Raw genomic sequence first — 23,437 nt, 5'->3', positions numbered from 1 at the left:
GGCTCCCGGACGCGAGGGAGCGCAGGAGGGCGGTCAGGCCCTGCCCGTCAGGGCGGCGCTCCCGGAAGGGAGGACCCCCCTGTCTATTCCTGGACGAAGGGATAGACCCGGACGCTCAGGGGCTGCTTGTCCTTGTGGGACATGGCGGAGATCACATAGGTGTACTGCCGGCTCTGGCCCGCCGGCGGGCAGGGGCCGGTATAGACCCGCGTCAGGGCGCCTTCGGGGATGATGCCGGTGCCGTCGTTCTCCCAGCTGCCGCCGCCCATCAGGCGTTCCTGCGGCTCGTTCTCCAGCAGGCGGACATCGAAATAGTCCGTGCCCCTGGGCACGTTGGTGACCACCATCTCGGGCGAGATGCGCGAGCAGCGGTGCAGGGAGCGCAGCTTCACTTCCACCTGCATGTCAGGGGGCGTTTCCGGCTGGGCGGGGGGCTCGCTGCTGTCCTGCCACAGGCCGCAGGCCGAGAGCATCAGGGTCGCGCCCAGCAGGAGCGGGGCACGGTACAGGTTTTTTCCAGAAAAACGCTTGCGCATGGGGGGCCTCCGGGTATTTGCTATTTCCAGCCTTCGCAAGCTATACTGGATAGTCACCAGAATGACAATAGGATCAGCAGTCTGACGAGCCCCGTGTGCGCCGCCAGGATTGCGTGGACAACAACTCAGGAGAACCCCATGTCCCTTCTTGCAGAAAGCGTTTCCGGCTATCTGGAAAATGCCTCCTGGATCCGCCGCATGTTCGAGGCCGGCGGCCAGTTGAAAGCCCGCTACGGTGCGGAGAACGTCTATGACTTCAGCCTGGGCAATCCCGACCTGCCCGCCCCCGCCGCCGTGGGCGAGGGCCTGCGCCGTTTTGCCGAACACGCCGGTGAACCTTTCGCCTTCGGCTACATGCCCAATGCCGGTTTCCCCTGGGCGCGCGAGCAGCTGGCCGCCCATCTGAGCAAGGAGCAGGGCGTGGACCTGGAGGCCAATGACGTGCTGCTCACCTGCGGTGCCGCCGGCGGCCTCAATGCCTTTTTGCGCGCCGTCATCAATCCCGGCGAGAAGATGCTGACCTTTGCCCCGTATTTCGTGGAATACGGCTTTTATGTGGCCAACCACGGCGGCAGCCTCCAGGCCGTCATGAGCAGGCCCGGCACCTTCGAGCCCGACCTGGACGCCCTGGAAGAGGCCATCGACGAGAAGACCCGCGTGGTGCTCATCAACTCGCCCCACAATCCCACGGGCGTGGTCTACAGCCGCAAGGCCGTCACCTCCCTGTGCCGCCTGCTGGAGAACAAGAGCGAGCAGTACGGCCATCCCATCTGGCTCATCGCCGACGAGCCCTACCGCTTCCTGACCTATGACGGCGTGGAAGTGCCCTCGGTGCTGCCCCTGTACCAGTACGCCGTGGTCATCAGCTCCTTCTCCAAGAACCTGTCCCTGCCCGGCGAGCGCGTGGGCTATGTGGCCGTTTCGCCCAAGCTGGCCGACCGTGCCAGGCTCATGGCCGGCCTGACCCTGACCAACCGCATCCTCGGCTTCGTCAACCCGCCCGTGGTGGGCCAGCACATCATGGCCGCCGCCCTGGGCAGCCAGGTGGACGTGGAGGTCTACGCCCGCCGCCGTCAGGCCATGGCCGAGGTGCTGACCGATGCCGGCTACAGCTTCCAGATGCCCGCCGGGGCCTTCTACTTCTTCCCGCAGGCCCCCGGCGGCGACGACGTGGCCTTCGTCAACCGTCTGGTGGAAGAACGCGTGCTGGCCGTGCCCGGTTCCGGTTTCGGCTGCCCCGGCTATTTCCGCCTGGCCTTCTGCGTGGACGAGAGCGTCATCCGCAATGCCGCCGAAGGCTTCGCCCGCGCCTACGCCGCGGTGGCCGGCAAGTAATGTCCCCTGTGGGCGGGAGGGCGTGCGCCTTCCCGCCTTTTTTGTCTTCCGCGTCTTCCCGGAGGTGCCGTGTCCCGTCTCCTTCCCCTTCTGATCCTGCTGGGCTGCCTCCTGCTGCCTGCCGCGGGCGTCCCGGCCCGCGACATCGGCCCGGACGAGGCCCGGCAGGTGCTGGCCCGGCCGCCCGCCGGTCTGGTGGTGCTGGACATCCGCACCCCGGAAGAGTTCCGGGACGGGCATCTGCCCGGCGCCCGCAACCTGGATTTCTTCGCCCCGGATTTCCGGCAGCGGCTGGAAACCCTGGCGCGCGGGGACGCGCCCGTCCTGCTCTACTGCCGTTCGGGCAACCGTTCCGGGCAGGCCATGCGCCTGCTGCGGCAGTGGGGCCGGGACGACGTGCTGCACCTTGCCGACGGCTTCCGCGCCTGGCGGGCCGCCGGGCTGCCCGAAGAATGACGTCCCGCACGGCCCCGTCCGTGCCCCCTTCTCCTCACATGGAAATCGCCCTATGTCCGCTTTCATCCCCTCTTCCCTCTATGGCGTCATCGGCTGGCCCCTGGCCCAGAGCCTGAGCCCGCTGCTGCACAACACCGCCTTCCAGGCCCTGGGCATCCCCGCGGCCTACATGCTCTGGGAGCTGCCCCCGGAAAAACTGCCGCAGTTCGTGGACAGCATGCGCCTGCTGGGCATCCGCGGCTGCTCCGTCACCCTGCCGCACAAGGTGGCGGTCCTGCCCCTGCTGGACCGCCGCAGCGAGCGCGTGGAGCTCATGGGCGCCGCCAACACCCTGTACTGGCAGGACGGCCGGCTCTGCGGCGAGAACACCGACGTGACCGGCTTCATGCATCCCCTGCTGGAGCGCGGCCTCGACCCGGCCGCGCCCGTCCTGGTGCTGGGCGCCGGAGGGGCCGCCCGCGCCGTGGTCTGCGGCCTGTGGCTGCACGGCTGCCGCCGCATCTTCGTGACCACGCCTTCCGACCGTTCCCATGCGCCGCTGGTGGAGCGCTTCGGCGTCACGGCCGTGCCCTGGGCCGGGCGCCATGACGTGGCGGCCTCGCTGCTGGTCAACACCACGCCCCTGGGCATGCACGGCAAGGCCGAGGACCGGAGCCCCTATGATTTCGACCGGGCCCCGGCCCCGGCGGACGGCTGTGTGCCCGTGGCCTACGACATCGTCTACAACCCGCTGCGCACCCAGTTCCTGCGTGAGGCGCAGGCCCGCGGCTGGGCCACCATCAGCGGCCTGGAGATGTTTTTCCGCCAGGGCGAGGCCCAGTTCCGCCTCTGGACCGGGCAGGACATGCCGCAGGCCGCCCGCCGGGCCCTGGAACATCAGCTGGGCGCCGCGCGCGCCTGAGTCAGGAGGGATACCATGCGCAAGATCCTCGTCCTCCACGGCGTCAATCTCGACATGTTCGGCAAACGTGACCCCCGGCACTACGGCCATGCCACCCTGGCCGACATCGACGCGGCCCTGCGCGGGCTGGCCGAAGAGCTGGGCGTGGCGCTGGAGACCTTCCAGACCAACCACGAGGGCGTGATGGTGGAACGCATCCACGCGGCCCTCGAGGACGGCACGGACGCCATCGTCATCAATGCCGGGGCCTGGACCCACTACAGCTACGCCATCATGGATGCCCTGGGCATATTGTCCATCCCGGTGGTGGAGGTGCACATGTCCAACGTCCACGCCCGCGAGGCCTTCCGTCACCATTCGGTGCTGTCCGCGGTCAGCGCGGGCAGCATCGCGGGCTTCGGTGTGGACAGCTACCTGCTGGGCCTGCGCGCGGCCTGCTCGCTGCTGGATCGCCAGGATGCCTGACGTGGCGGAAAATGCCCGCCAGCCAAGACTTTGCGAACGCTGCAGCCCGTAAAAAACATGTGCGCTTTGGCTGGATTTTTTCATGCAGACGCGCTAGTCTGCTGCAAATTGGTATGTCTTTGTCCTTCAGACTCTAACCTTGAGAGTTTCCATGAACGACGCCATTGATCTGACCCGAAAGCGTGACCGCGACTTCACCGCCGCGGTGGAAGCGCAGAGCGGGCAAAACGTCTCCACCTGCTACCAGTGCGGCAACTGCTCGGCTGGCTGTCCCGCGGGCTTCGTCTATGACCTGCAGGCCAACCAGATCATGCGTGGCGTGCAACTGGGCCTGAAAGACCAGGTGCTGAATTCCCGCTCCATCTGGATGTGTCTGTCCTGTTCCACCTGCAGCCTTCGCTGCCCCAACAACATCGATGTGGCCGAGGTCATGGAGACCCTGCGCCACATGGCCCGCAAGGAAGGGCGCGTGGCCGTGCCCAAGGTGGAAAAGTTCTGGTTTTCCTTCCTTGATACCGTGCGCAAGTTCGGGCGGACTTACGAGATCGGCACCATGGTCCTGTACATGTTGCGCTCCCTGCGCGTCTTCACGGACGTGGACCTGGCTCCCCAGGCCCTGGCCAAGCAGAAGCTGGGCTTCAGGCCCCATTCCATTCCCAACGGCGGCGCCGAGGCTGTGGGCCGCATCATGACCCGCTACAAGGAACGCGCCAAGCGTGAGGGGGTGCGCCCATGAGACTTGCCTACTATCCCGGCTGTTCGGCCAAGGGCTCCTCGGCCGATTACGAAATGTCCACCCAGGCCGTGTGCGGCGCCCTGGGCATGCGGCTGGAAGAGCTGCCCGACTGGAACTGCTGTGGTTCCACGCCCGCCCATGCGGTGGATACCGAACTTTCCGCGGCCCTGTGCGTGCGCAACCTGGACATCGCCGCCCGCACCCAGGCCGACATGGTGGTGACGCCCTGTCCGAGCTGCCTCTCCAACCTGCGCCATGCGGCCAAACGCATGGAAAAGCCGGAGTTCCGCGCCCGCGTCAACGAGCTGCTGGACAACCCCGCGGCCGAGAGTTTCCCGCCCGTGACCTCCGTCATGCAGGGCATCGCCCAGATGTACGACGCCAAGGCCATCGCCAGCCATGTGAAGCGCAGCCTGCGCGGCCTCAGGCTGGTGGCCTATTACGGCTGTCTCATGAGCCGCCCGGCGGAACTCATGCAGTTCGGGGATCCCGAGAACCCCACCCTCATGGAAGAGCTGCTGGGCGCCTGCGGCGCCGAGATGCTGGACTTCCCGCTCAAGACCGAATGCTGTGGCGCCTCCTTCGGCATCCCGGAACGTCCCATGACGGCGCAGCTGTCGGGCCGCATCCTCGAAGTGGCCACCAACATGGGCGCCGACGCCATCGTGGTGGCCTGCCCCCTGTGCCAGATGAACCTGGACCTGCGCCAGAAACAGGCCATGAAGGGCGTGGACCGCTATTTCCATATGCCGGTGCTCTACTACACCCAGATGATGGGCCTTGCCTTCGGCATGCTGCCCAGCGAACTGGGCCTCGACAAGCTGGTGGTCAGCGCCAACGCCCTGGTGGAGCGCATCCTCGACACCCAGCGCGAGGACGCCCAGAAGGCCCAGGCCCCCGAAGGAGATAAAGCATGAGAATAGGCGTTTTCATCTGTCACTGCGGCAGCAATATCGGCGGCACCGTTGATTGCGCCAAGGTCGCCGAGACGGCCCGAGCCTATCCCGATGTGGTCTACGCCGTGGACCTCATGTACTCCTGTGCCGAGCCCGGCCAGGCCGCCATCGAAGCGGCCATCCACGAGCACAAGCTGGACGGCGTGGTGGTGGCCTCGTGCAGCCCGCGCATGCATGAGCCCACGTTCCGCCGCACCGTGGAACGCGCCGGCCTGAACCGCTACATGTTCGAGATGGCCAACATCCGCGAGCACGTCTCCTGGATCGGCAAGGACAAGGTGGCCAACACCAACAAGGCCGCCGAACTGGTGGAGATGGCCGTTGCCAAGCTGCGCAACGACAAGCCGCTGTTCTCCAAGTCCTTCGACATCAACAAGCGCGTGCTCATCATCGGCGGCGGTGTGGCCGGCATCCAGGCCGCCCTGGACTGCGCCGACGGCGGCGTGCCCGTGGTGCTGGTGGAACGCCAGCCCACCATCGGCGGCAAGATGGCCAAGCTGGACAAGACCTTCCCCACCGTGGACTGCTCGGCCTGCATCCTGGGCCCCAAGATGGTGGACGTGGCCCAGCATCCCAACATCACCCTGTACGCCATGTCGGAAGTGGAAGACGTCTCCGGCTATGTGGGCAACTTCACCGTCAAGATCCGCAAGCGCGCCACCTATGTGGACTGGAGCCTGTGCACCGGCTGCGGCGCCTGCACGGAAAAATGCCCCAGCAAGAAGACGCCCGACGCCTTCAACGAATTCACCGGTCCCACCACGGCCATCAACATCGCCTTCCCGCAGGCCATCCCCAAGAAGGCGGTCATCAATCCCGAATACTGCCGCCAGATGACCAAGGGCAAATGCGGCGTGTGCGCCAAGGTCTGCCCCACCGGCGCCATCAAGTACGACATGCAGGACGAGGTCGTCACCGAGGAAGTGGGCTGCATCGTGGCCGCCACCGGTTACGACCTCATGGACTGGACCATCTACGAGCAGTACGGCGGCGGCAAGTACCCCGACGTCATCACCTCCCTGCAGTACGAACGCCTGCTGTCCGCCTCGGGCCCCACCGAAGGCCACATCAAGCGTCCTTCCGACGGCAAGGAGCCCCAGAGCGTGGTCTTCATCCAGTGCGTGGGCTCGCGCGACAAGTCCATCGGCCGTCCCTACTGCTCGGGCTTCTGCTGCATGTACACCGCCAAGCAGGCCGTGCTGACCAAGGACCACATCCCCACCTCGCAGTCCTACGTCTTCTACATGGACATCCGTGCCCCATCCAAGCTCTATGACGAGTTCACCCGCCGGGCCATCGAGGAATACGGCACGGAATACATCCGCGGCCGCGTGTCCAAGATCTACCCCGACGGCAACGGCCAGTACATCGTCAAGGGCGTGGACACCCTGCTGGGCCAGCCCGTGGAGATCCGCGCCGACCTGGTGGTCCTGGCCGTGGGCATCGAAGCCAGCAAGGGCTCCCCGCAGCTGGCCGAGAAGCTGCGCATCTCCTACGACAGCTACGGCTTCTTCATGGAGAGCCATCCCAAGCTGAAGCCCGTGGAGACCAACACCGCCGGCGTGTTCCTGGCCGGTGTCTGCCAGGGCACCAAGGACATCCCCTCGTCGGTGTCCCAGGGCTCGGCCGCCGCGGCCAAGGTGCTGGCGCTCTTTGCCCGCGACAAACTTGAAAATGACCCGCAGATCGCGCAGGTGGACAACAAGCGCTGTGTGGCCTGCGGCAAGTGCATCCGTTGCTGCCCCTTCGGCGCCATCACGGAAGTGGAATTCCGCGGCGAGAAGAAGGCGCAGGTTATCGAAACCGTATGTCAGGGTTGCGGTGTGTGTACCTCCACCTGTCCGCAGGGGGCCATCCAGCTTTCGCACGCTACTGACAATCAGATCCTTGCGGAGGTGAATGCCTTATGCCAGTGCTGAATGGCAAAGAACTGCGGATCGTAGGCTTTCTTTGCAACTGGTGTTCCTACGGCGGTGCCGACACCGCCGGGGTCGCCCGTGCCACCCAGCCCACCGACCTGCGTATCATCCGTGTCCCCTGTTCGGGCCGCATCGACCCGCTGTTTATCGTGCGCGCCCTGCTCAACGGCGCGGACGGCGTGCTGGTGTCGGGCTGCCACCCGCGTGACTGCCACTATTCCGCCGGCAACTACTATGCCCGCCGCCGTCTGGAAGTGCTCAAGCAGTTCCTGCCCGTGCTGGGCATCGACGACCGCCGCTTCGAGTACACCTGGGTCTCGGCTTCCGAAGGCCAGCGCTGGCAGCATGTAGTGACCACCTTCACCGACCGCATCCACAAGCTGGGCCCCGCGCCCCGCTTCGAGGATCCCGAGCCGCTGCTCAAGGTGGTGGACATGGCCCTCACGTCCCTGCGTCCGCTGGGCACCGGCCAGAACGCCAAGCTGGACGAGCTCAAGGCCGCCATCAAGGCCAAGCTGCCCGAACTGGACTGCGTCATCGGCTGGCAGCAGGGCTACGACGCCGTGCATACGGTGCCGCTGTTCATGCGCACGCCCGAAGACGTGGACAAGCTGGTCTGGGGCCCCTTCAACGTCAACAATCCGGCCACCTACCTGCCCAGCCTCAAGGGCAGGAAGGTGGGCATCGTGGTCAAGGGCTGCGACTCCCGCTCCGTGGTGGAACTGCTGCAGGAAAACCTCATCAACCGCGACGACGTGACCATCTTCGCCATGCCCTGCGAAGGCACCCTGGACATGGCCCGCGTGGACAAGGAACTGGGCCGCTACAACGGGATCGACAGCGTGGTCTATGACGAGGCCGGTGTGACCGTCACCGCCGACGGCAAGGAACACCGCTTCTGCATGACCGAATGCGCCCAGGGCAAATGCTACGGCTGCACCATGCCCACGGCCCAGCTGGCCGACACCCTGGCCGGTGCGCCCACCACGGTGGAAGGCACCCCCGGCACGCCGCCCGAGCTGGCCCTGCTGGATTCCATGACCCTGCCCGAACGCATGGCCTTCTGGCGCGGCCAGATGGAACGCTGCCTGCGCTGCTACGCCTGCCGCAACGCCTGTCCCATGTGCGTGTGCCGCGACTACTGCGTGGCCGAGAGCCGTGATCCCCACTGGATGACCCAGGAAGACAGCGTGCGCGAAAAACTGTACTTCCAGACCATCCACGCCCTGCACCTGGCCGGCCGCTGCACCGGTTGCGGCGAATGCCAGCGGGCCTGCCCCGTGGGCATCCCGATCCTGGCCCTGCGCCAGCAGATCGGTCGTGCCGTGAGCCAGCTCTTCGACGGCTACAAGGCCGGCATGGACCCCGAGGCCGTGCCGCCGCTGCTGGGCTATGAGCTGGAAGAAAAGAACATCCATGAGAGGGAGTGGAAATGAGCATAACCCGTTTCGTCACCGCTGACGGCCTGCCCGCCTTTCTGGCTCACCTCTCCAAGAGCGCCCGCGTGCTGGCCCCGGTAGAAAAGCCGGGCAACAAGACCGCGGTCGTGTTCGAGCCCTGGAAGGAAGGCAAGCCCTTCACCCTGTCCAAGGCCACCGTGCCCGCCAAGGAAGCCGTGCTGCCCCAGTGCGAAGTGCTGGTGCGCTACAGCAAGACCAAGGATCCCAATGATCCGGGCAAATGCACCATGACCCTGGACGATACGCCGCAGGCCGAGCCCACCGTGGTCTTCGGCAGCCGTCCCTGTGACGCCCGCGGCTATGTGACCCTGGACCGGCCCTACCTGCACGGCCCCTTCGCGGACCCGTACTACAAGGCCCGTCGTGACCAGCTCACCGTCATCACCCTGACCTGCCCCAGCGGCTGCAGCACCTGCTTCTGCCACTGGGTGGGCGGCGGTCCCACCTCGCCGGAAGGTTCCGACGTGCTGATGACCGAAGTGGAAGGCGGCTATGTGCTGCAGGCCATGACCGACAAGGGCGCGGCCCTGCTGGAAGGCAGCAGCCTGGCCGACGGCGCCGACCGCTTTGCCGATGCCGAGGCCGCCCGCAAGGCCGCCTGGGCCAGCCTGGACAAGGCGCCCAGCCTGGCCGAAGCTCCGGCCAAGGTGGCCGCCCGCTTCGAGGATGTGGAGTTCTGGCAGCAGGAGACCGACCGCTGTCTGTCCTGCGGGGCCTGTACCTACTTCTGCCCCACCTGCTACTGCTTCAACATCACCGACGAAGGCGACGGCCTCAACGGCCGTGAGGGCCGCCGTCTGCGTACCTGGGACAACTGCATGTCGCCCCTGTTCACGCGTGAGGCCAGCGGGCACAACCCCCGCACGGCCAAGGCCCTGCGCATGCGCAACCGCGTGTCGCACAAGTTCGCCACCTATCCCGAGAACTGGGGCGCCTTCTCCTGCAACGGCTGCGGCCGCTGCGTGAGCAACTGCCCCGTGCATCTGGATATCCGCGCCATCGTGCTCGATGCCATCAACAAGTAGGAGTTCGTTCATGGCTACCAAGAAAACCACCACCCGGAGCAAAAGCACGAAGGCCGCCGCCAAGCCTGCCGCCAAGCCCGCAGCCAGGACCAGGAAGGCTGCCGCCGCGGCTGTCCCGGCAGACGCCGCGGAAGTGGCCGTGCGCGGCACGGACAGCCCCGTGCTGAAGGAAAGCCATGCGCCCGTGGTCAAGGACAGCCCGGTGCCGGCCGAAGCCGTGAAGGCCGAAGCCCCCGCCGTGGCCGAGCCTGCCCAGGCTCCCGCCGTGGCTGAGGAAAAACCCGCCCGTGCCCGCAAGAGCAAGGCTGCCGAAGCCGCCCCCAGGGCGGCGGAAAAGCCCGCCGAAGCCCCCAAGGCCGACGAAAAGCCCGCCGAAGCTCCCGCCCCTGCGGCGGAAGCCAAACCGGCCGCCAGGCCTGCCGTCCTCAAGCCCCGTGCCGACGGCGGCATGCTGCGCGAGATCACGCCCCGTCCCCAGCAGGCGGGCAACCCGTACAAGCCCATGCTGGCCACGGTGGTGGAGACCATCCAGGAGACCGGCAACATCAAGACCCTGCGCGTGGTCCTGGACGATCCCGAGCAGATGGCCGCCTTCACCTATGAGCCCGGCCAGGTGGGCCAGCTTTCGGTGTTCGGTGCCGGTGAATCCACCTTCGTCATCAACACCCCGCCCTCGCAGAAGGAGTACCTGCAGTTCTCCGTCATGCAGGCCGGTGAAGTGACTTCCGCCATCCACCGCCTGAACCCCGGCGACAAGGTGGGCGTGCGCGCTCCCCTGGGCAACTTCTTCCCCTACAACGACTGGAAGGGGAAGAACATCTTCTTCGTGGGCGGCGGTATCGGCATGGCCCCCATCCGCACCATCATGCTGCATGTGCTGGAGCACAAGGCCGATTACGGCAAGGTGAGCCTGCTCTACGGCGCCCGTTCGCCGCGCGACATGGCCTTCAGCTACGAGCTGGACGGCTGGCTGGCCAATCCCGACCTGGATTGCACGCTCTGCATCGACAATCCCTACGAAGGCTGGCCGCACAAGGTGGGCCTGATCCCCAACGTGCTGACCGAGCTGAACCCCAGCCCGGACAACTGTGTGGCCGTGCTCTGCGGCCCGCCCATCATGATCAAGTTCACCCTGCAGGCCCTGGAAAAACTGGGCTTCCAGCCCGAGAACATCGTGACCACGCTGGAAAAGCGCATGAAGTGCGGCATCGGCATCTGCGGCCGCTGCAACATCGGCAGCCACTATGTCTGCGTGGACGGCCCGGTGTTCACCATGGCCCAGCTCAAGGAACTGCCGCCTGAACTGTAGGCCGGCATCCCCGCTGTGTATGGAGGAAGGGGTCTTCGGGCCCCTTCCTTTTTTTGCGCCCTGTCCGGGAGCGGGCCGCTGCGGCGGAAAAGGATGGCGGACAGGGCCTTGCGGGGCCCCTTTGCCCGGGCCGGGAGGCAAATGCCGTGATTCCGCGGGCGCAGGGAAGCAATATCACGATTGTATGGCCATCACATCACTCTTGGTGTGATACCATGCCATAACTCGTACTTTAAACATGATGAAATAATTTGTTTTTTCTTAACTGGTAAATTTTCCTGAAAATTGCTTGCCTGAAAGCGTGAATTTCCATCCGGGGACGTTCCTCCGCCCTTTACACTGCCTTGCCTCGTGCGTATATCCCCCTTGCGTGAGGACGTAACCTCCCACCGACATAAGGAGAAACACAATATGGAAACCAGCGCTCGCAATACGTTCTGGGGCACCATCAGCTCTGTGCGCCCCGGTGCCGTCAATGATGAGATCGAACTGACCATGCCCTCCGGCACCAAACTGGTGGCCTCCATCACCAAGGCCAGCACCCAGCGCCTGGGCCTGGTCGAAGGCAAGGAAGCCTGCGCCCTGGTCAAGGCCAGCATGGTCATCCTGATGAACGATGCCGACCAGTACATCCTCTCCACCCGCAACCAGTTCTGCGGTACCGTGAAGAGCGTGACCCCCGGCGCCGTCAACGGCGAAGTGGTGCTGGACCTGGGCACCGACGGCGAGATGACCTCCATCATCACCATGGGCAGCATCAACAAGCTGGGCCTGGCCGCAGGCAGCAAGGTGACCGCCATCGTCAAGGCCACCAACGTGATCATGGCCGTCAAGAAGTAGTTCCGCACGATCCTGACCGTTGCTGAGGGCCGTCCCCGGGGGACGGCCCTTTTTGCATGTCCGGCGGGCTGCCGCGAAAGCGCTCCCGCACCGGGGCCCCGCAGGCGGGAGCGGATTTTGACTTTGGGCAGAATTCGGCTATGACAAGGCATACTGCTTGCTCCAAGGTCTGTGAAATGAAGAATGCATCCTGTCTCGACACTACGCTGCCTCCCATCCGGTTCCGCCACCCCGGCCCGCCGCTCTATCAGCAGCTGGCCGACCAGCTGCGTCAGGCGATCCTGGACAAGGGCCTGCACCCCGGCGAGAAGCTGCCGACCCTGCAGCAGATGGCCACCCTGTGCGGTGTGGCCCGCGTGACGGCCCGCCAGGCCGTGCAGCTTCTGGTCAGCGAAGGCTATCTGGAGGCCCGCCAGGGGCGCGGCACGCATGTGGCCCGGCAATTGCCCCTGCGCCCCTGCACCAGCATGCGGACGTCCTGGAGCGCCCTTGTCAAGCGCATCGAAGGGGCCAGTGTGGAACTGCTGGCGGCGGCCGAAGTGACGGCCTGTCCGCTGCTCACCGGTGAGCAGAAAGGGCTCCCCGCGGCCTGCTACCAGTACATGAAGCGCGTCCACATCAAGGACGGCGTGCGCTTTGCCTTCATCGACCTCTATCTGGACAAGGACATCTACGACCTGGCCCCGGAGCGCTTTGACGCCACGACGGTCATCCCCGTCATGGACGAGCTGGGCGTCGATGTGGCCACGGCCCGGCAGATCCTGACCATCGGCATCGCCTCGCCCGAAGCGGCCCACCATCTGGGCATCGCCTGCGGCATGCCCGTGGCCCAGGTGGAGCGCTTTGCCTGCGATAAAAGCGGCAAGGTGGTCTATGCCGCCAGCATGGTGCACCCCGGTGACAGGGTGCGGTTCGAGATAGACCTTGTCCGCTGAGGCCGCGGCCGGTCTCCTGCGAGCCGGGCCCCGGCAGCGGAAGGGCCCCGTACACACAGTACGGGGCCCTTCTGTTTTGGGGGAAGGAGGAGAAAACGTGCCTATGCCGTCCGGCGCTGCCAGATGACATGGCCCGTCAGCAGGGCCAGTACGGCCGCCGTCAGGCCCAGCAGCAGGGGGGCGGCCAGGCCGCCGCCGTAGACGGTCAGCCAGAAGGAGACCGCGCAGACCAGCAGGGACACGAGGTAGTCCACGGGCCCGAAGATCCGCACCATGGCGCCGTAGAGCAGGGCATCCAGGCTCAGCAGGCCTGCCAGGATGCACAGCAGGGAGCAGACGGACCAGGCCGGGTTGCTGAAGTCAAGGGAGAACAGGGGATTGTACACGATCAGGAAGGGCAGGATGAAGCCGCTCAGCGACAGGCGGAAGCCGTGGACGCTGGTGATGGCGTAATTGCCGCCGGAAATGCCCGTGGCCGCCAGGGAGGCAAGACCCACCGGGGGCGTGACCGCTGCGATGATGGAGAAGTAGAAACAGAACATATGTGCCGGCAGCAGGGCCACGCCCATGGGGGTCAGGGTGGGAATGATGATGATGGCGCACAGGGCGTAGGCAGCCGCCGGAGGCACGGCACAGCCCAGGATGAGCGAGACGATCATGGTCACCACCAGGGCGATGAACAGGTGCCCGCCCGCCAGCATGTGGATGAGGCTGGCCAGCTTGCTGCCGAGGCCGGTGGAGATGAGCGTCTGGGCCACCATGCCGATGAGCGCCAGGGAGATGCCGATCTTGGCCCCTGTGACGGCGCCGCTGACCAGCGACTGGATGAGCTCCTTCCAGGCGGGGCGGGTGTCCTTGACGGCAAAGCCCGCCACCAGGGTCACGATGCTGGCCCAGAAGGCGGTATTGGCCGGGCTGTAGCGCAGCAGGAGCATGGCGAAGATCAGGCCGATGGGGATGATGAAGATGAACACGCGGCGGCGGATCAGGCCCCAGTCCACATCCAGCTGGACGGTCTTCAGGTCCTTGCGTACGGAAAGGAACTGCACGCCCATGGCCACGGCAAAATAAAAGAGCACGGCGGGCAGGATGGCCGCCAGCATGACCACCGCATAGGGCTGGCCGATGAAGGTCGCCATCATGAAGGCGGCCGCGCCCATGACCGGGGGCATGAGCTGGCTGCCCGTGGCCGAACAGGCCAGGATGCCGCCGGCTTCATCCACGTTGTAGCCGGAGCGGTTCATGTACGGCAGCACGAAAGGGCCCGTGATGGCCACATTGGCCACGGGAGCGCCGGAGACCATGCCGATGAGGGAGTTGGAGAACACGGCCGTGAGCCCGGCCCCGCCGCGCAGGCGGCGCCCCAGGATCTTGCCGGCTTCCATGAGCAGGCCTTCCACCTTGAAGATGCCCAGCAGCGAGCCGAAGACCACGAACAGGAAGACCTGGTCGGCGCTGATGGACATGAACAGGCCATACAGCCCGGACAGGCCCACACTGAGCATGGAGACCACATAATCAAAGGAAAAGACAGGGTGATGGAGCGGGCCGCTGAGCATGTGCCCGAGGAAGAAATAGGCCACGAAGACCACGGCCACGATGAGCAGCGGCAGGCCCCAGCTCAGCCAGGTGCACAGGGCCGTGCCCAGCATGAGGCAGATGCCGACGATGACGGCCGCCTGGGTGGGGAAGCCCTGGGACATCTCCAGTTCTTCCGTATTCAGGTAGACGTAGGCGCAGCAGGCAAGGGTCACGAGCATGCAGGCATACAGCAGGAACTTGACGGCCTTGCTGGACGTCTTGCGTGCGTAGCTCATGAAGATCAGCAGGAAGAGGAAGGAAAAGTGGATGGTCTGGTGTTCCCACTGCGAAAAATACAGGTACTGGGAGGCAACGGCGTGGTAAAGCACCATAGCCAGAGCGCCGCCACGAAAAATCATGCTGGATGCAAGTTCTCCCGCTCTCATAGTCGTCTCCATGGTCTCCGGGATGTGTTGCCGGGCCGCCGGAGCGGCCCGGCCCAGGGGAGTGTCGGTTACAGCAGGCCCGCTTCCTTGTAGGCGCGCAGGGCGCCGGGGTGGATCTGCTCGGGGCTCCAGCCCTTGATGAGGCCTTCACGGCTCATCAGGGCGCCCAGGGCGTGGTACTGGGCAAAGGCGTCGATGTTCTCGATCATGGCCTTGGCCAGGATGTAGGCGTATTCTTCGGGGAAGTCGGGATGGGCGAACAGGCCGTGGGTATCGGCCCCGATGAAGATGGGGGCGGTCTGCCCTTCCACGGAATGGGCGGGCACGCTGAAGGGGATCAGCGGGATGTCCCTGGCGGCGGTCTTTTTGACGGCGTCTTCCGTCCAGTCGAGGTGGTGCAGGTCGCGCCCGGAGGCGATCACTTCCACGGTCTGGGGCGCGGGAGAGAACTTGCCGCTGACAGGGTCCATGTAGCCGCCGATGGTGGCGGCGTCCACCTGGCCGTTGACCAGGGCCGTGGCGGCTTCGCCCGTGCCCACATACTGGATGGACAGGCTCTTGTAAAAATCGTCGGAATAGCCGCAGCGCAGCAGGGCGTCGGGCTCGTAGCCCCAGATGGCCTGGGGGATGCGGCCCATGGCGATGCGCCTGCCGCGCAGGTCGCTGATGGATTTGATGGCGTCGTCCGCGGTGACGAGCCAGGTGGCCGTATAGGTGTAGCTGCCGATGAGCAGCAGCGGGGTACGCTTGGCCGGGAAGGGCTTCTTGCCCTGGGCGGCCAGCCAGTTGATGCCCTTGGAGGCCGTGCCCACGGTGTTCTTGCGGGCGGCCGCATCGGCATTGAGCTTGTTGACGTTGAAGGCCTGGCCGGGCGTTTCCGCATGCGAGATGAGGATGGGGTAGTCCCCCTTGTTGACGATGTTCTCCAGGGCCGTGCCCAGCACGTAGCTCCCGGTGCCGAAAGGCGTGCTCAACAGGTTGATCCTGACTTTTTCGGCGGCTCCGGCCAGGCCGGAACACAGGGCCAGGGACATGACGACGAGACAAAGGCAGGTAAGAAAACGCTTCATGATCGCCTCCTGTAGATGACGGGACGTGCAGGCATTCAGCGGCATTCGGCCCGGTAGGTCACAAGGTTCTCCACAGCATCCAGATCGGGTTCCACGCCGAGCCCCGCCGCATCGGAAAGGGTGATGCGGCCTTCCCGCACGGCCGGGAAGGGACGGGCCAGCAGTTCGCGCAGGGGGTTGGGGTTGCAGTCCACTTCCAGCAGGCCGTCCCCGCCCGCAGCCGCCAGCAGGTGGGCGGAGGCCAGCAGACCGATGCCGCCGCCGAGATAGTGGGGGCAGTAGCGCAGGCCCGCCTTGAGCACGGCCCGGGCCACCGGCAGGCAGTTGCTCAGGCCGCCCCACTTGCAGATGTCCGGCTGGATGACGCCGAGATGGCGACGGATGATGGCGGCGGAAAAATCGGCATGGCTGCGGATGTTCTCTCCCGCGGCCAGCGGATGGGGCGCCGCGGCGGCCAGGGCCGCCCAGTCCTCCACGGGGCTGTCGCAGCGCAGGGGCTCCTCGATCCAGAGCAGCGGCCAGTGCCGCAGTTTTTCAAAGCCCGCCAGGGCCTGCCGGCGCGTCCAGGCCTGGTTGACGTCCACGGCCAGCTCTTCGCCCGGCAGCAGGGTGGCGAAGGCCTCTTCGAGGTTGGCGGCATCGCTTTGCTCGGAAAACCCGATCTTGATCTTGAAGCAGCGGTAGCCTTCGGCACGGGTGCGCCTGATGGTTTCGGCGATGCCGGGGTGGTTGATGCCGCTGGCGTAGACCGGCATGGAGCCGTCACCGCGGCCGCCCAGGAAACGGTGCAGGGGACGGCCCGCACGGCGGGCGGCCAGATCCCACAGGGCGATGTCCAGGGCGGCCAGCGCCTGGGACATGGGGCCCGGTTCGTCGGCCTGCAGGCGCAGGACTTCCAGTTGCCCGGCCACATCCGCGGAGAGGGCCGCCGGGCTGCTCCAGGCTTTGCCGATGACCTTGGGGAGGATGGCCGTCTCCAGCAGGCGGGCCCTGTGTTCGGCACCGCAGGAGGGGAAGTTGCACCAGGCCTCGCCCCAGCCGTGCGTGCCATCCTCGTCCTCCAGGCGCAGCAGGACGGCGGGCCTGTCGTGCATGATGCCGAACGAGGTGCGGACGGCTTTTTCGATGGGCGCCCTGAAAACGGCGATCTCCGCGGAGCGCACCGGGGCCATTGCCAGATCTGTCGTCATGGTCTTCCCCCTTGCTGATGTGGAAGAAAATGATTTCTAATTGGTATATTGATACTATTCATAGTATCAATATGATGTCAACCGCCGGGGGCGCATTTTTTATGAAATTTTTTCGTACACAGGGAGGACGCACCAAAAAACAAAAAAGGCTGCCCAAAGGCAGCCTTGAGGTATCAGGTCCGGGAAGGGATCAGCGGATGGCGCAGTTGCCGTCACGGCAGTCGTCCGAAGGGACCACGGGCGTGGCCTGGAAGAGGACGATCCGGGTGTCCTTGCCGTCCTTGTTCAGGACCAGGGTGTAGCGCATCAGGCCCTGGGGCAGGGGGGGCGTGGCCGAGCCCTTGAGCTCGCCGTTGGCCGTGACCAGGGTCACGTCACCCATGACGGTACTGCGCATGTTGCTGAGGCGGATACGGTCGATGACCAGCTTCCTGGCCTTGATGCTGGCCAGGAAGTGTTCCTTGTCCTGGATATGGCCATTGGCGCTGACATGCCAGTAATTGGGGGCCAGGAGCTTGTCCAGGGACTCCACATCACCGGTCATGAGGGCCTCCGCATACAGCTCGGTCACATCGGCCCGGGCCAGGGCGGCACCGGCAAAGGTCAGGCTCAGGGCCAGCAAAACAAGGAACATGCGGAACAGCTTCATGATGTAGCCTCCTTTGGGACGGGGGTGGACGATGCCTGTCATGACAAACGGTACGGGGCAACATGGCGGCTGTCAAGCAGCGCTCCCTGCCCGCCGGCGCGCCGATTTGCAAAACGTGCCGGGCTGGCCTATACTGATATCCTTCCTTTTATTCCCTGACCCTTAGCAAGGATACAGCATGCTCACCAATATTCTGCAAAGCATCGGCAGAACACCTTTGCTGCGTCTGAACGCCCTCGGCGCAGATCTGCCCGGTACGGTCTGGCTCAAGCTCGAAAACCGCAATCCCGGGGGATCAATCAAGGATCGCGTGGCCTTCCATGTGATCGACAAGACCATGGAGTGGGGCGACATCGAAGCCGGCGGCACCATCGTGGAGGCCACCAGCGGCAATCTGGGCATCGGCATCGCCCTGGTGGCTGCCGTGCGGGGCCTGCACTGCGTGCTGACCATGCCCGACTCCATGAGCGTGGAGCGCCGCAACCTGCTGCATGCCCTGGGCGCGGAACTGGTACTGACCCCGGCCGCCGAAGGCATGAAGGGGGCCATCAAGGTCGCGGAAGCCCTGGCGGAGGAGCGCAACGGCCTGCTGTTCGGGCAGTTCTCCAACCCGCTGGCCGTGGAGGCCCACTACCTCACCACCGGCCCCGAGATCCTGGCCGACAGCGTGGGCCATGTGGACGTGCTGGTGGCCGGCGTGGGTTCCGGTTCGTCCATCACGGGCACGGGCCGCTTTCTCAAGGAGAACATCCCCGGCTTCAAGGTCATGGCCGTGGAACCGGCGGAATCCCCCGTCCTTTCCGGCGGGCAGGCCGGGCAGCACGGCATCCAGGGCATCGGGGCCAATTTCGTGCCTGCCATCCTGGACCGCGGCCTGCTGGACGAGATCATCCAGGTGCCCACGGCAGAGGCCATGACCACGGCACGCCGCCTGATGCGCCTGCAGGGCGTGTGCGCGGGCATCTCCACCGGCGCCAACGTGCTGGCCGCCCTCAGCGTGGCCGCCCGTCCCGAGATGCGGGGCAAGAACATCGTGACCTTTGCCTGCGATACCGGCGAACGCTACATGTCCACGCCCCTGTTCCGCCAGGACTAGCCCCGGTCGGGAGCCCTCAAGGCCTCCGTGTGATACGCCGCAGAAAAAGCCCCCTCACCGAGGGGGCTTTTTTTGCGGCCTGGGCGGCACCTGTGCGGCTGCACGAGGCCGGGAGGGCGTTGCGGGAGATGTTCCCCGCCTCAGGGCGGCCGCATGGCAGTCCGCAACGCCGTGCCCGCTGGCGATGCAGGGGCCTTGCGGACAGTGCGCAGCGGCGCCGGGGGCCCCGGCAGGACATGGCAGGGGGCGTCCCCGCCCTTCCCGGACGTTCCCGTGCGGCGCCCTTATCCCGCCTGCCGCAGCAGGTCGCCCAGGAAGGCATAGGCGAAGGCGAAGTAGATGAACACGCCCACCAGATCCATGACGGAGGTGATGAGGGGCGAGGACAGGGTGGCGGGGTCCGTGCCCATGCGCCGGGCCGCGAAGGGCAGGAGCACACCGATGATGCCGCCCAGCACGGTGCAGACCAGCATGCTCAGGCCCACCACCAGCAGCACGTCCAGACCGATGCCCTTGGAGAACCGGGCAAGCACGGTCTCCATGCCGGCCACCACCAGGCCCAGGGCGGCGGCCACGGGCAGCTCGCGCCGGACCACGCGCCAGACGTCCTGCCAGCACAGGCGCACGTCGCCCAGGGCCATGGCCCGGATGACGAGGGTGGCCGACTGGCTGCCCGCATTGCCGCCCATGTCCACGATGGGCGCGATGAAGGCCGCCAGCACGATGACCTGTGACAATATCTCTTCCTGCGCGGCCACGAAGGTGCTGGTGACGACGCCGAACAGGGTCAGCAGCACCAGCCAGAACACGCGCACGCGGAACATCGTGCGGAAGGGGGACGCCAGGATGTCCAGATCGGTGTCGTCGCTGCCGACCGTGCCGCCGAAGCGGGCCAGCTGGGTGGCGTCTTCCTGCTTTTCGATGTCCATGGCGTCGTCCACGGTGACGATGCCGACCATCTTTTCTCCACCGTTGATGACGGGCAGGGCCAGCAGGTCATAACGGCCGATGAGTTCGGAAGCCCTGCTCCGGGGCCACTGGGCCCGTGCGAACACGGGGTCGCGGCGCATGATGTCCCTGATGGCCAGGGCATCATCGGCCAGCAGCAGGTCGCGCAGGGAGAGGGTGCCGCACAGATGCCCCTCCCTGTCCTGCACATAGATGACGTAGATGGTCTCCCTGCCGGCGGCGGTGGCCCGCACATGGGCCAGGGCCCGTGCCACGCGCATGTCCGGCAGCACGGACACATAGTCCGAGGTGGTCACCGAACCCACGCTGCCTTCGGCATAGGCGGCCAGGCGCAGGATGTCCTCGCGTTCGCCGTGGGCCAGAGCGGACAGCAGACGCTGGCGGGCGGCCGCGTCCAGGTCGTGGAACAGGTCCACGCGCTCGTCGGCGGCCATGCCTTCGAACAGGGCCACCACGGTCTCGCGGGGCAGTTCCCGCAGCAGGCGGCTCTGGTGCTCCTCAGAAAAATACACGAACACGTCGGCCAGCGTCCCGGCCTTCAGGCAGGGCAGCAGGCGGGCCGCATCACGGCTCTTCAGGCTCTCCAGGGCCTCGGCCATGTCGGAGGGATGAACGCTTTCCGCCAGTGCGGCAAAGGCCGTGGTGTCGTGGCGGGCGGACAGGTCGCGCACAGTGCGCAGCAGGTTCTCGCGGATCATGGGCATTCTCCTTTTTTCTTCAGCGTGCGGGATGGGGACGGCAGCAGAAGGACGGCAGGCGCCGCCCGAAGGCTGTCCGCGATCCGGGGTCATGGGGCCGGGCACGGAAGAGGAGAAAGCCGTTATGCGTCCGGGGTACGGAATGGATCAGGTCCGGGTCATGGACGGTGGCGCCCAGGGCGGCCCGGCGGGCCTGCTGTGGTTGTTTGAGGATCATGACAGACCTCACCAGGGTTGGGATGACGGGGGCAGGCGCGTGCGGAAGCAGGCGCGGCAGCGGACGACGGGAGGGGGGCAGGGTGACTGTCCATGCGTCGGCTCCTTTGGTCAGAGGGGTTCGTGAAAAGCCTTTCCGGCGGACGTAGACGCACGGCATGACGGCGGGCATGCCGTTACGCACCGGTACAGGAGGTGCGCAGGCCATTGCCGCAGAATGATCCCATGCGGGCCTGGCGCCGCAGGCAACGATGAACGATGAGGGAAAGGCCATCCCGCGGGACGGGGCCCGGCGGAGGACGGCGAAAGGAAGGTGACGGCCTGTCAGCAGGCAGCGCGCATCACGGATGTCCGGCCCATGACAGGGATGGACGAGCGGGAAGGATGCAGGACATGACGGCGTGCCCGGACGAGGATCCGGTCACGGACGGGGACGTGCTGCCGGACGGCCGGCAGGAAGATGCGGGAACGGGACATGGGACCTCCTCGCAGGGCTGGCACTGCCTGCGGGAAGGGGGACGCAAGGCAGGCGGTCAGCGTGACGGGACAGATACCTGGCTACTGGAAGGGAGGGGACTGTCGGATGACATGGGAACTCCTTGCGTGACATGGCCGTCAGGTCGACGGCCCGTTTCCTATGGCACAGACAGGGATAAAAGTCCAGCAAAAAAGCCGGGATAGCCATGAGGGCAGGACAGGGAGCGGGTCTCTGACGCGTGCAGGAGGAGCGCGGGGGGAAAATGCCGCAAAACAGAAAAAGCCTGTGTCCCGTTTCAGGACACAGGCAGGCAACGCGCGCCGGGAAAGGGGATGTTTGAGGGGGAGGCAGCGACCGGATGGCGACCCGGAGGGGAGTGCCCGTTGCGACGCAGGAAGCTACGGGCATCGCCAGCAGAGATGCGACCGGATGGCGACCCGGAGGGGAGTGCCCGTTGCGACGCAGGAAGCTACGGGCATCGCCAGCAGAGATGCGACCGGATGGCGACCCGGAGGGGAGCGCCCGTTGCGACACAGGAAGCTACGGGCATCGCCAGCAGAGATGCGACCGGATGGCGACCCGGAGGGGAGCGCCCGTTGCGACGCAGGAAGCTACGGGCATCGCCAGCAGAGATGCGACCGGATGGCGACCCGGAGGGGAGCGCCCGTTGCGACGCAGGAAGCTACGGGCATCGGCGGCAGCGTTGCGGGGGCCTTTTCCTCCCAAAGGGGGCTCCGGCCGTTATGCCTTGCGGGGCAGACCGGCGCGCTGGGCAAAGCCCATGAGGGCGTGGGTGAGTTTGGCGGCGGTGAAGTCCGCGTGGTGCAGGCCCGGCAGGGGAGCCAGCTCCACCACGTCCATGCCGGCCATGCTGCGGCCCTTCAGGCAGCGCTCGATGAGCAGCAGGGCCTGATGCCAGAACAGGCCGCCGGGCGAGGGCGTGCCCGTGGCGGGCATCAGCGAGGCGTCCAGGCCGTCCACGTCGAAGGTGATGTAAAGACGGCGGGGAAAATCCTCGGGCAGGGGCCGTTCCGGCAGGCCCTGGCGGAAGAGGATGTCGGCATCGTAGTGCAAGACATTGTACCGGCGGCGCACGTCCACTTCTTCGCGGCAGAAGTCGCGCATGGCGAACTGGGCCAGCGGCAGGCCCAGGTCGGCCACGGCCCGGTGCATGACGCTGGCGTGGGAATAGATGGAGCCCTCATACTGGGAACGCAGGTCCGCATGGGCATCGAACTGCACCACGCCAAAGGGCTCGCCCGTGCGCGCGGCCTCGGCGGCCAGGGCACGCAGGGCGCCCAGGGTCACGGTATGCTCACCGCCCAGGATGACGGGCAGGGCCTTGCAGTGCAGGGCATGGGCCGTGGCGGCCTCGATGCGCTCCAGCACGGTCCCGATGGGGGCGTCACAGTCCACGGCAGGGGCCGTGTACAGGCCCGCTTCTCCCGGGGCGCTGATGCCGTCCCAGGCCTCCAGCTGCTGCGAGGCGGCCAGGATGGCGGCCGGCCCGCGGGCGGTACCGCCGCCGTAGGAGACGCTTTGCTCCAGCGGGACGGGGATGATGTGGAAGGCGGCCTTTTCCGGCCGGGCTGGTACGTATTCCGAGGACAGGAAACGGCTTTCGTCGAATTCCTGATGACAGACGGTGTCGGGGCTGGACATGCTCGTGTCTCCAGACAGAAAAACGGCCTGCTGGGGGGGCAGGCCGTTTCGGTTGAACTGTCAGTAAGAAAGGAAGGTACTTAGCTTACTGCATAAGGCGTGCCAAGATATCCAGCTCGGAATATTTTTCTATCTTACTGTTTTTACTGTTTTTTATTTTGATTCAGGCAGAAGGGCCGTTTAATTTTTTTTACATGAGGCCTGCCGGAGCCATACGGGGGGACAAAAATATTGCACAGCCCCGCACCTCCGCGCCGCCGGGACGGCGGAGGACCGCTGGCGGCCGGTTGTCCCGGCGGCCAGGACAGCGTTCCGGGCATTGTTTTTCCGGCTTCCCGGAACTGGCCGGGCCCGGAGGGCCGTCCGTCCCGCCTCCCAATACTATGGGGAGCAGGGCCGCTGCAAGAAAAAAGCGGGCATGGTCAAAAAACGGTCCCCGCCGCTGCGCTCCCTGCGCCCTGGTCCGGGGATGTCGCCTTTCCCGGGGCAGGGCCCCCTGCGGCAGGGGGGCCCGGAAAAAGCTCCCGGGGAAAGGGAGGGAGCGTTCTGCCTGCCGTGAGCGCATCCGG

General features: G+C 66.0%; 21 protein-coding genes. 13 read left to right on the top strand and 8 right to left on the bottom strand.

Going from position 1 to position 23,437, the window contains the following annotated elements; translation table 11 throughout:
• Positions 1-83 precede the first annotated feature (83 nt).
• Positions 84-536 (bottom strand): MbtF, encoded by a 453-nt coding sequence (locus DESPIGER_RS08215; protein ID WP_072335437.1) that lies wholly within the window; start codon positions 534-536, stop codon positions 84-86.
• Positions 537-674: 138 nt separating this feature from the next.
• On the opposite strand from DESPIGER_RS08215, the gene DESPIGER_RS08210 reads away from it, so the two are divergent.
• The 12 genes from DESPIGER_RS08210 to DESPIGER_RS08155 all read left to right on the top strand — a co-directional run bounded on the left by DESPIGER_RS08210 (position 675) and on the right by DESPIGER_RS08155 (position 12,873).
• Entirely contained in the window at positions 675-1,871 is a 1,197-nt protein-coding gene (locus DESPIGER_RS08210; protein ID WP_072335435.1) for a pyridoxal phosphate-dependent aminotransferase, read from the top strand.
• 69 nt (positions 1,872-1,940) lie between these two features.
• Positions 1,941-2,327 (top strand): rhodanese-like domain-containing protein, encoded by a 387-nt coding sequence (locus DESPIGER_RS08205; protein WP_231927549.1) that lies wholly within the window; start codon positions 1,941-1,943, stop codon positions 2,325-2,327.
• Between the two features lie 52 nt (positions 2,328-2,379).
• Positions 2,380-3,228, top strand: a complete 849-nt coding sequence (gene aroE / locus DESPIGER_RS08200) for a shikimate dehydrogenase (protein WP_072335431.1) — start codon at positions 2,380-2,382, stop codon at positions 3,226-3,228.
• A gap of 15 nt (positions 3,229-3,243) precedes the next feature.
• Positions 3,244-3,693, top strand: a complete 450-nt coding sequence (gene aroQ, locus DESPIGER_RS08195) for a type II 3-dehydroquinate dehydratase (RefSeq protein ID WP_072335427.1) — start codon at positions 3,244-3,246, stop codon at positions 3,691-3,693.
• A gap of 151 nt (positions 3,694-3,844) precedes the next feature.
• Positions 3,845-4,429, top strand: a complete 585-nt coding sequence (locus DESPIGER_RS08190; RefSeq protein WP_072335425.1) for a 4Fe-4S dicluster domain-containing protein — start codon at positions 3,845-3,847, stop codon at positions 4,427-4,429.
• A complete protein-coding gene (locus tag DESPIGER_RS08185) occupies positions 4,426-5,346 on the top strand; it encodes a CoB--CoM heterodisulfide reductase iron-sulfur subunit B family protein (RefSeq protein ID WP_072335422.1) in 921 nt (306 codons plus the stop codon). Before DESPIGER_RS08190 ends, DESPIGER_RS08185 begins: the two co-directional genes overlap by 4 nt.
• Positions 5,343-7,304, top strand: coding sequence for a CoB--CoM heterodisulfide reductase iron-sulfur subunit A family protein (locus DESPIGER_RS08180; protein ID WP_072335419.1), 1,962 nt, complete (start codon positions 5,343-5,345; stop codon positions 7,302-7,304). The genes DESPIGER_RS08185 and DESPIGER_RS08180 overlap by 4 nt, the downstream gene beginning before the upstream one ends.
• Positions 7,292-8,740 carry a hydrogenase iron-sulfur subunit gene (locus DESPIGER_RS08175; RefSeq protein WP_072335416.1) on the top strand — a complete coding sequence of 483 codons (1,449 nt, stop codon included), beginning with the start codon at positions 7,292-7,294 and terminating at the stop codon, positions 8,738-8,740. The genes DESPIGER_RS08180 and DESPIGER_RS08175 overlap by 13 nt, the downstream gene beginning before the upstream one ends.
• The gene (locus DESPIGER_RS08170) at positions 8,737-9,789 is read left to right on the top strand and encodes a 4Fe-4S dicluster domain-containing protein (RefSeq protein WP_072335413.1); all 1,053 of its coding nucleotides are present in this window, start codon (positions 8,737-8,739) and stop codon (positions 9,787-9,789) included. Before DESPIGER_RS08175 ends, DESPIGER_RS08170 begins: the two co-directional genes overlap by 4 nt.
• Before the next feature lie 448 nt (positions 9,790-10,237).
• Complete coding sequence (locus DESPIGER_RS08165) at positions 10,238-11,098, top strand: FAD/NAD(P)-binding protein (protein WP_072337654.1); 861 nt, start codon at positions 10,238-10,240, stop codon at positions 11,096-11,098.
• A gap of 411 nt (positions 11,099-11,509) precedes the next feature.
• Entirely contained in the window at positions 11,510-11,938 is a 429-nt protein-coding gene (locus DESPIGER_RS08160) for a TOBE domain-containing protein (RefSeq protein WP_072335410.1), read from the top strand.
• A gap of 176 nt (positions 11,939-12,114) precedes the next feature.
• Positions 12,115-12,873, top strand: coding sequence for a GntR family transcriptional regulator (locus tag DESPIGER_RS08155; RefSeq protein WP_072335407.1), 759 nt, complete (start codon positions 12,115-12,117; stop codon positions 12,871-12,873).
• A 101-nt stretch (positions 12,874-12,974) separates the two neighbouring features.
• On the opposite strand, the gene DESPIGER_RS08150 is transcribed toward DESPIGER_RS08155, so the two are convergent.
• The 4 genes from DESPIGER_RS08150 to DESPIGER_RS08135 form a co-directional block, all read right to left on the bottom strand.
• Positions 12,975-14,813, bottom strand: coding sequence for a TRAP transporter permease (locus DESPIGER_RS08150; RefSeq protein WP_231927548.1), 1,839 nt, complete (start codon positions 14,811-14,813; stop codon positions 12,975-12,977).
• Positions 14,814-14,908: 95 nt separating this feature from the next.
• Positions 14,909-15,910 carry a TAXI family TRAP transporter solute-binding subunit gene (locus DESPIGER_RS08145; RefSeq protein WP_072335401.1) on the bottom strand — a complete coding sequence of 334 codons (1,002 nt, stop codon included), beginning with the start codon at positions 15,908-15,910 and terminating at the stop codon, positions 14,909-14,911.
• A 35-nt stretch (positions 15,911-15,945) separates the two neighbouring features.
• On the bottom strand, positions 15,946-17,100 hold the full coding sequence (locus DESPIGER_RS08140) for a mandelate racemase/muconate lactonizing enzyme family protein (RefSeq protein WP_072335398.1): 1,155 nt from the start codon (positions 17,098-17,100) through the stop codon (positions 15,946-15,948).
• A 190-nt stretch (positions 17,101-17,290) separates the two neighbouring features.
• Positions 17,291-17,749 carry a nuclear transport factor 2 family protein gene (locus tag DESPIGER_RS08135; protein WP_072335395.1) on the bottom strand — a complete coding sequence of 153 codons (459 nt, stop codon included), beginning with the start codon at positions 17,747-17,749 and terminating at the stop codon, positions 17,291-17,293.
• Between the two features lie 178 nt (positions 17,750-17,927).
• Between DESPIGER_RS08135 and cysK the strand changes: the two genes are divergently transcribed.
• Positions 17,928-18,845 (top strand): cysteine synthase A, encoded by a 918-nt coding sequence (gene cysK, locus DESPIGER_RS08130; protein ID WP_072335392.1) that lies wholly within the window; start codon positions 17,928-17,930, stop codon positions 18,843-18,845.
• A 284-nt stretch (positions 18,846-19,129) separates the two neighbouring features.
• Here cysK and mgtE read toward each other — a convergent pair whose 3' ends face one another.
• From mgtE to speB, 3 genes are all read right to left on the bottom strand, one after another.
• Positions 19,130-20,512, bottom strand: a complete 1,383-nt coding sequence (mgtE, locus tag DESPIGER_RS08125; protein WP_072335389.1) for a magnesium transporter — start codon at positions 20,510-20,512, stop codon at positions 19,130-19,132.
• A gap of 540 nt (positions 20,513-21,052) precedes the next feature.
• Positions 21,053-21,205, bottom strand: a complete 153-nt coding sequence (locus DESPIGER_RS12930) for a hypothetical protein (protein ID WP_156831665.1) — start codon at positions 21,203-21,205, stop codon at positions 21,053-21,055.
• Between the two features lie 742 nt (positions 21,206-21,947).
• A complete protein-coding gene (gene speB / locus DESPIGER_RS08115; protein WP_072335383.1) occupies positions 21,948-22,868 on the bottom strand; it encodes an agmatinase in 921 nt (306 codons plus the stop codon).
• Positions 22,869-23,437: the final 569 nt, after the last annotated feature.

Origin of the sequence: Desulfovibrio piger, from assembly GCF_900116045.1 — a bacterium.
GTDB classification, from domain to species: Bacteria; Desulfobacterota; Desulfovibrionia; order Desulfovibrionales; family Desulfovibrionaceae; genus Desulfovibrio; species Desulfovibrio piger_A.
This window is presented reverse-complemented; position numbering and strand designations above follow the sequence as displayed.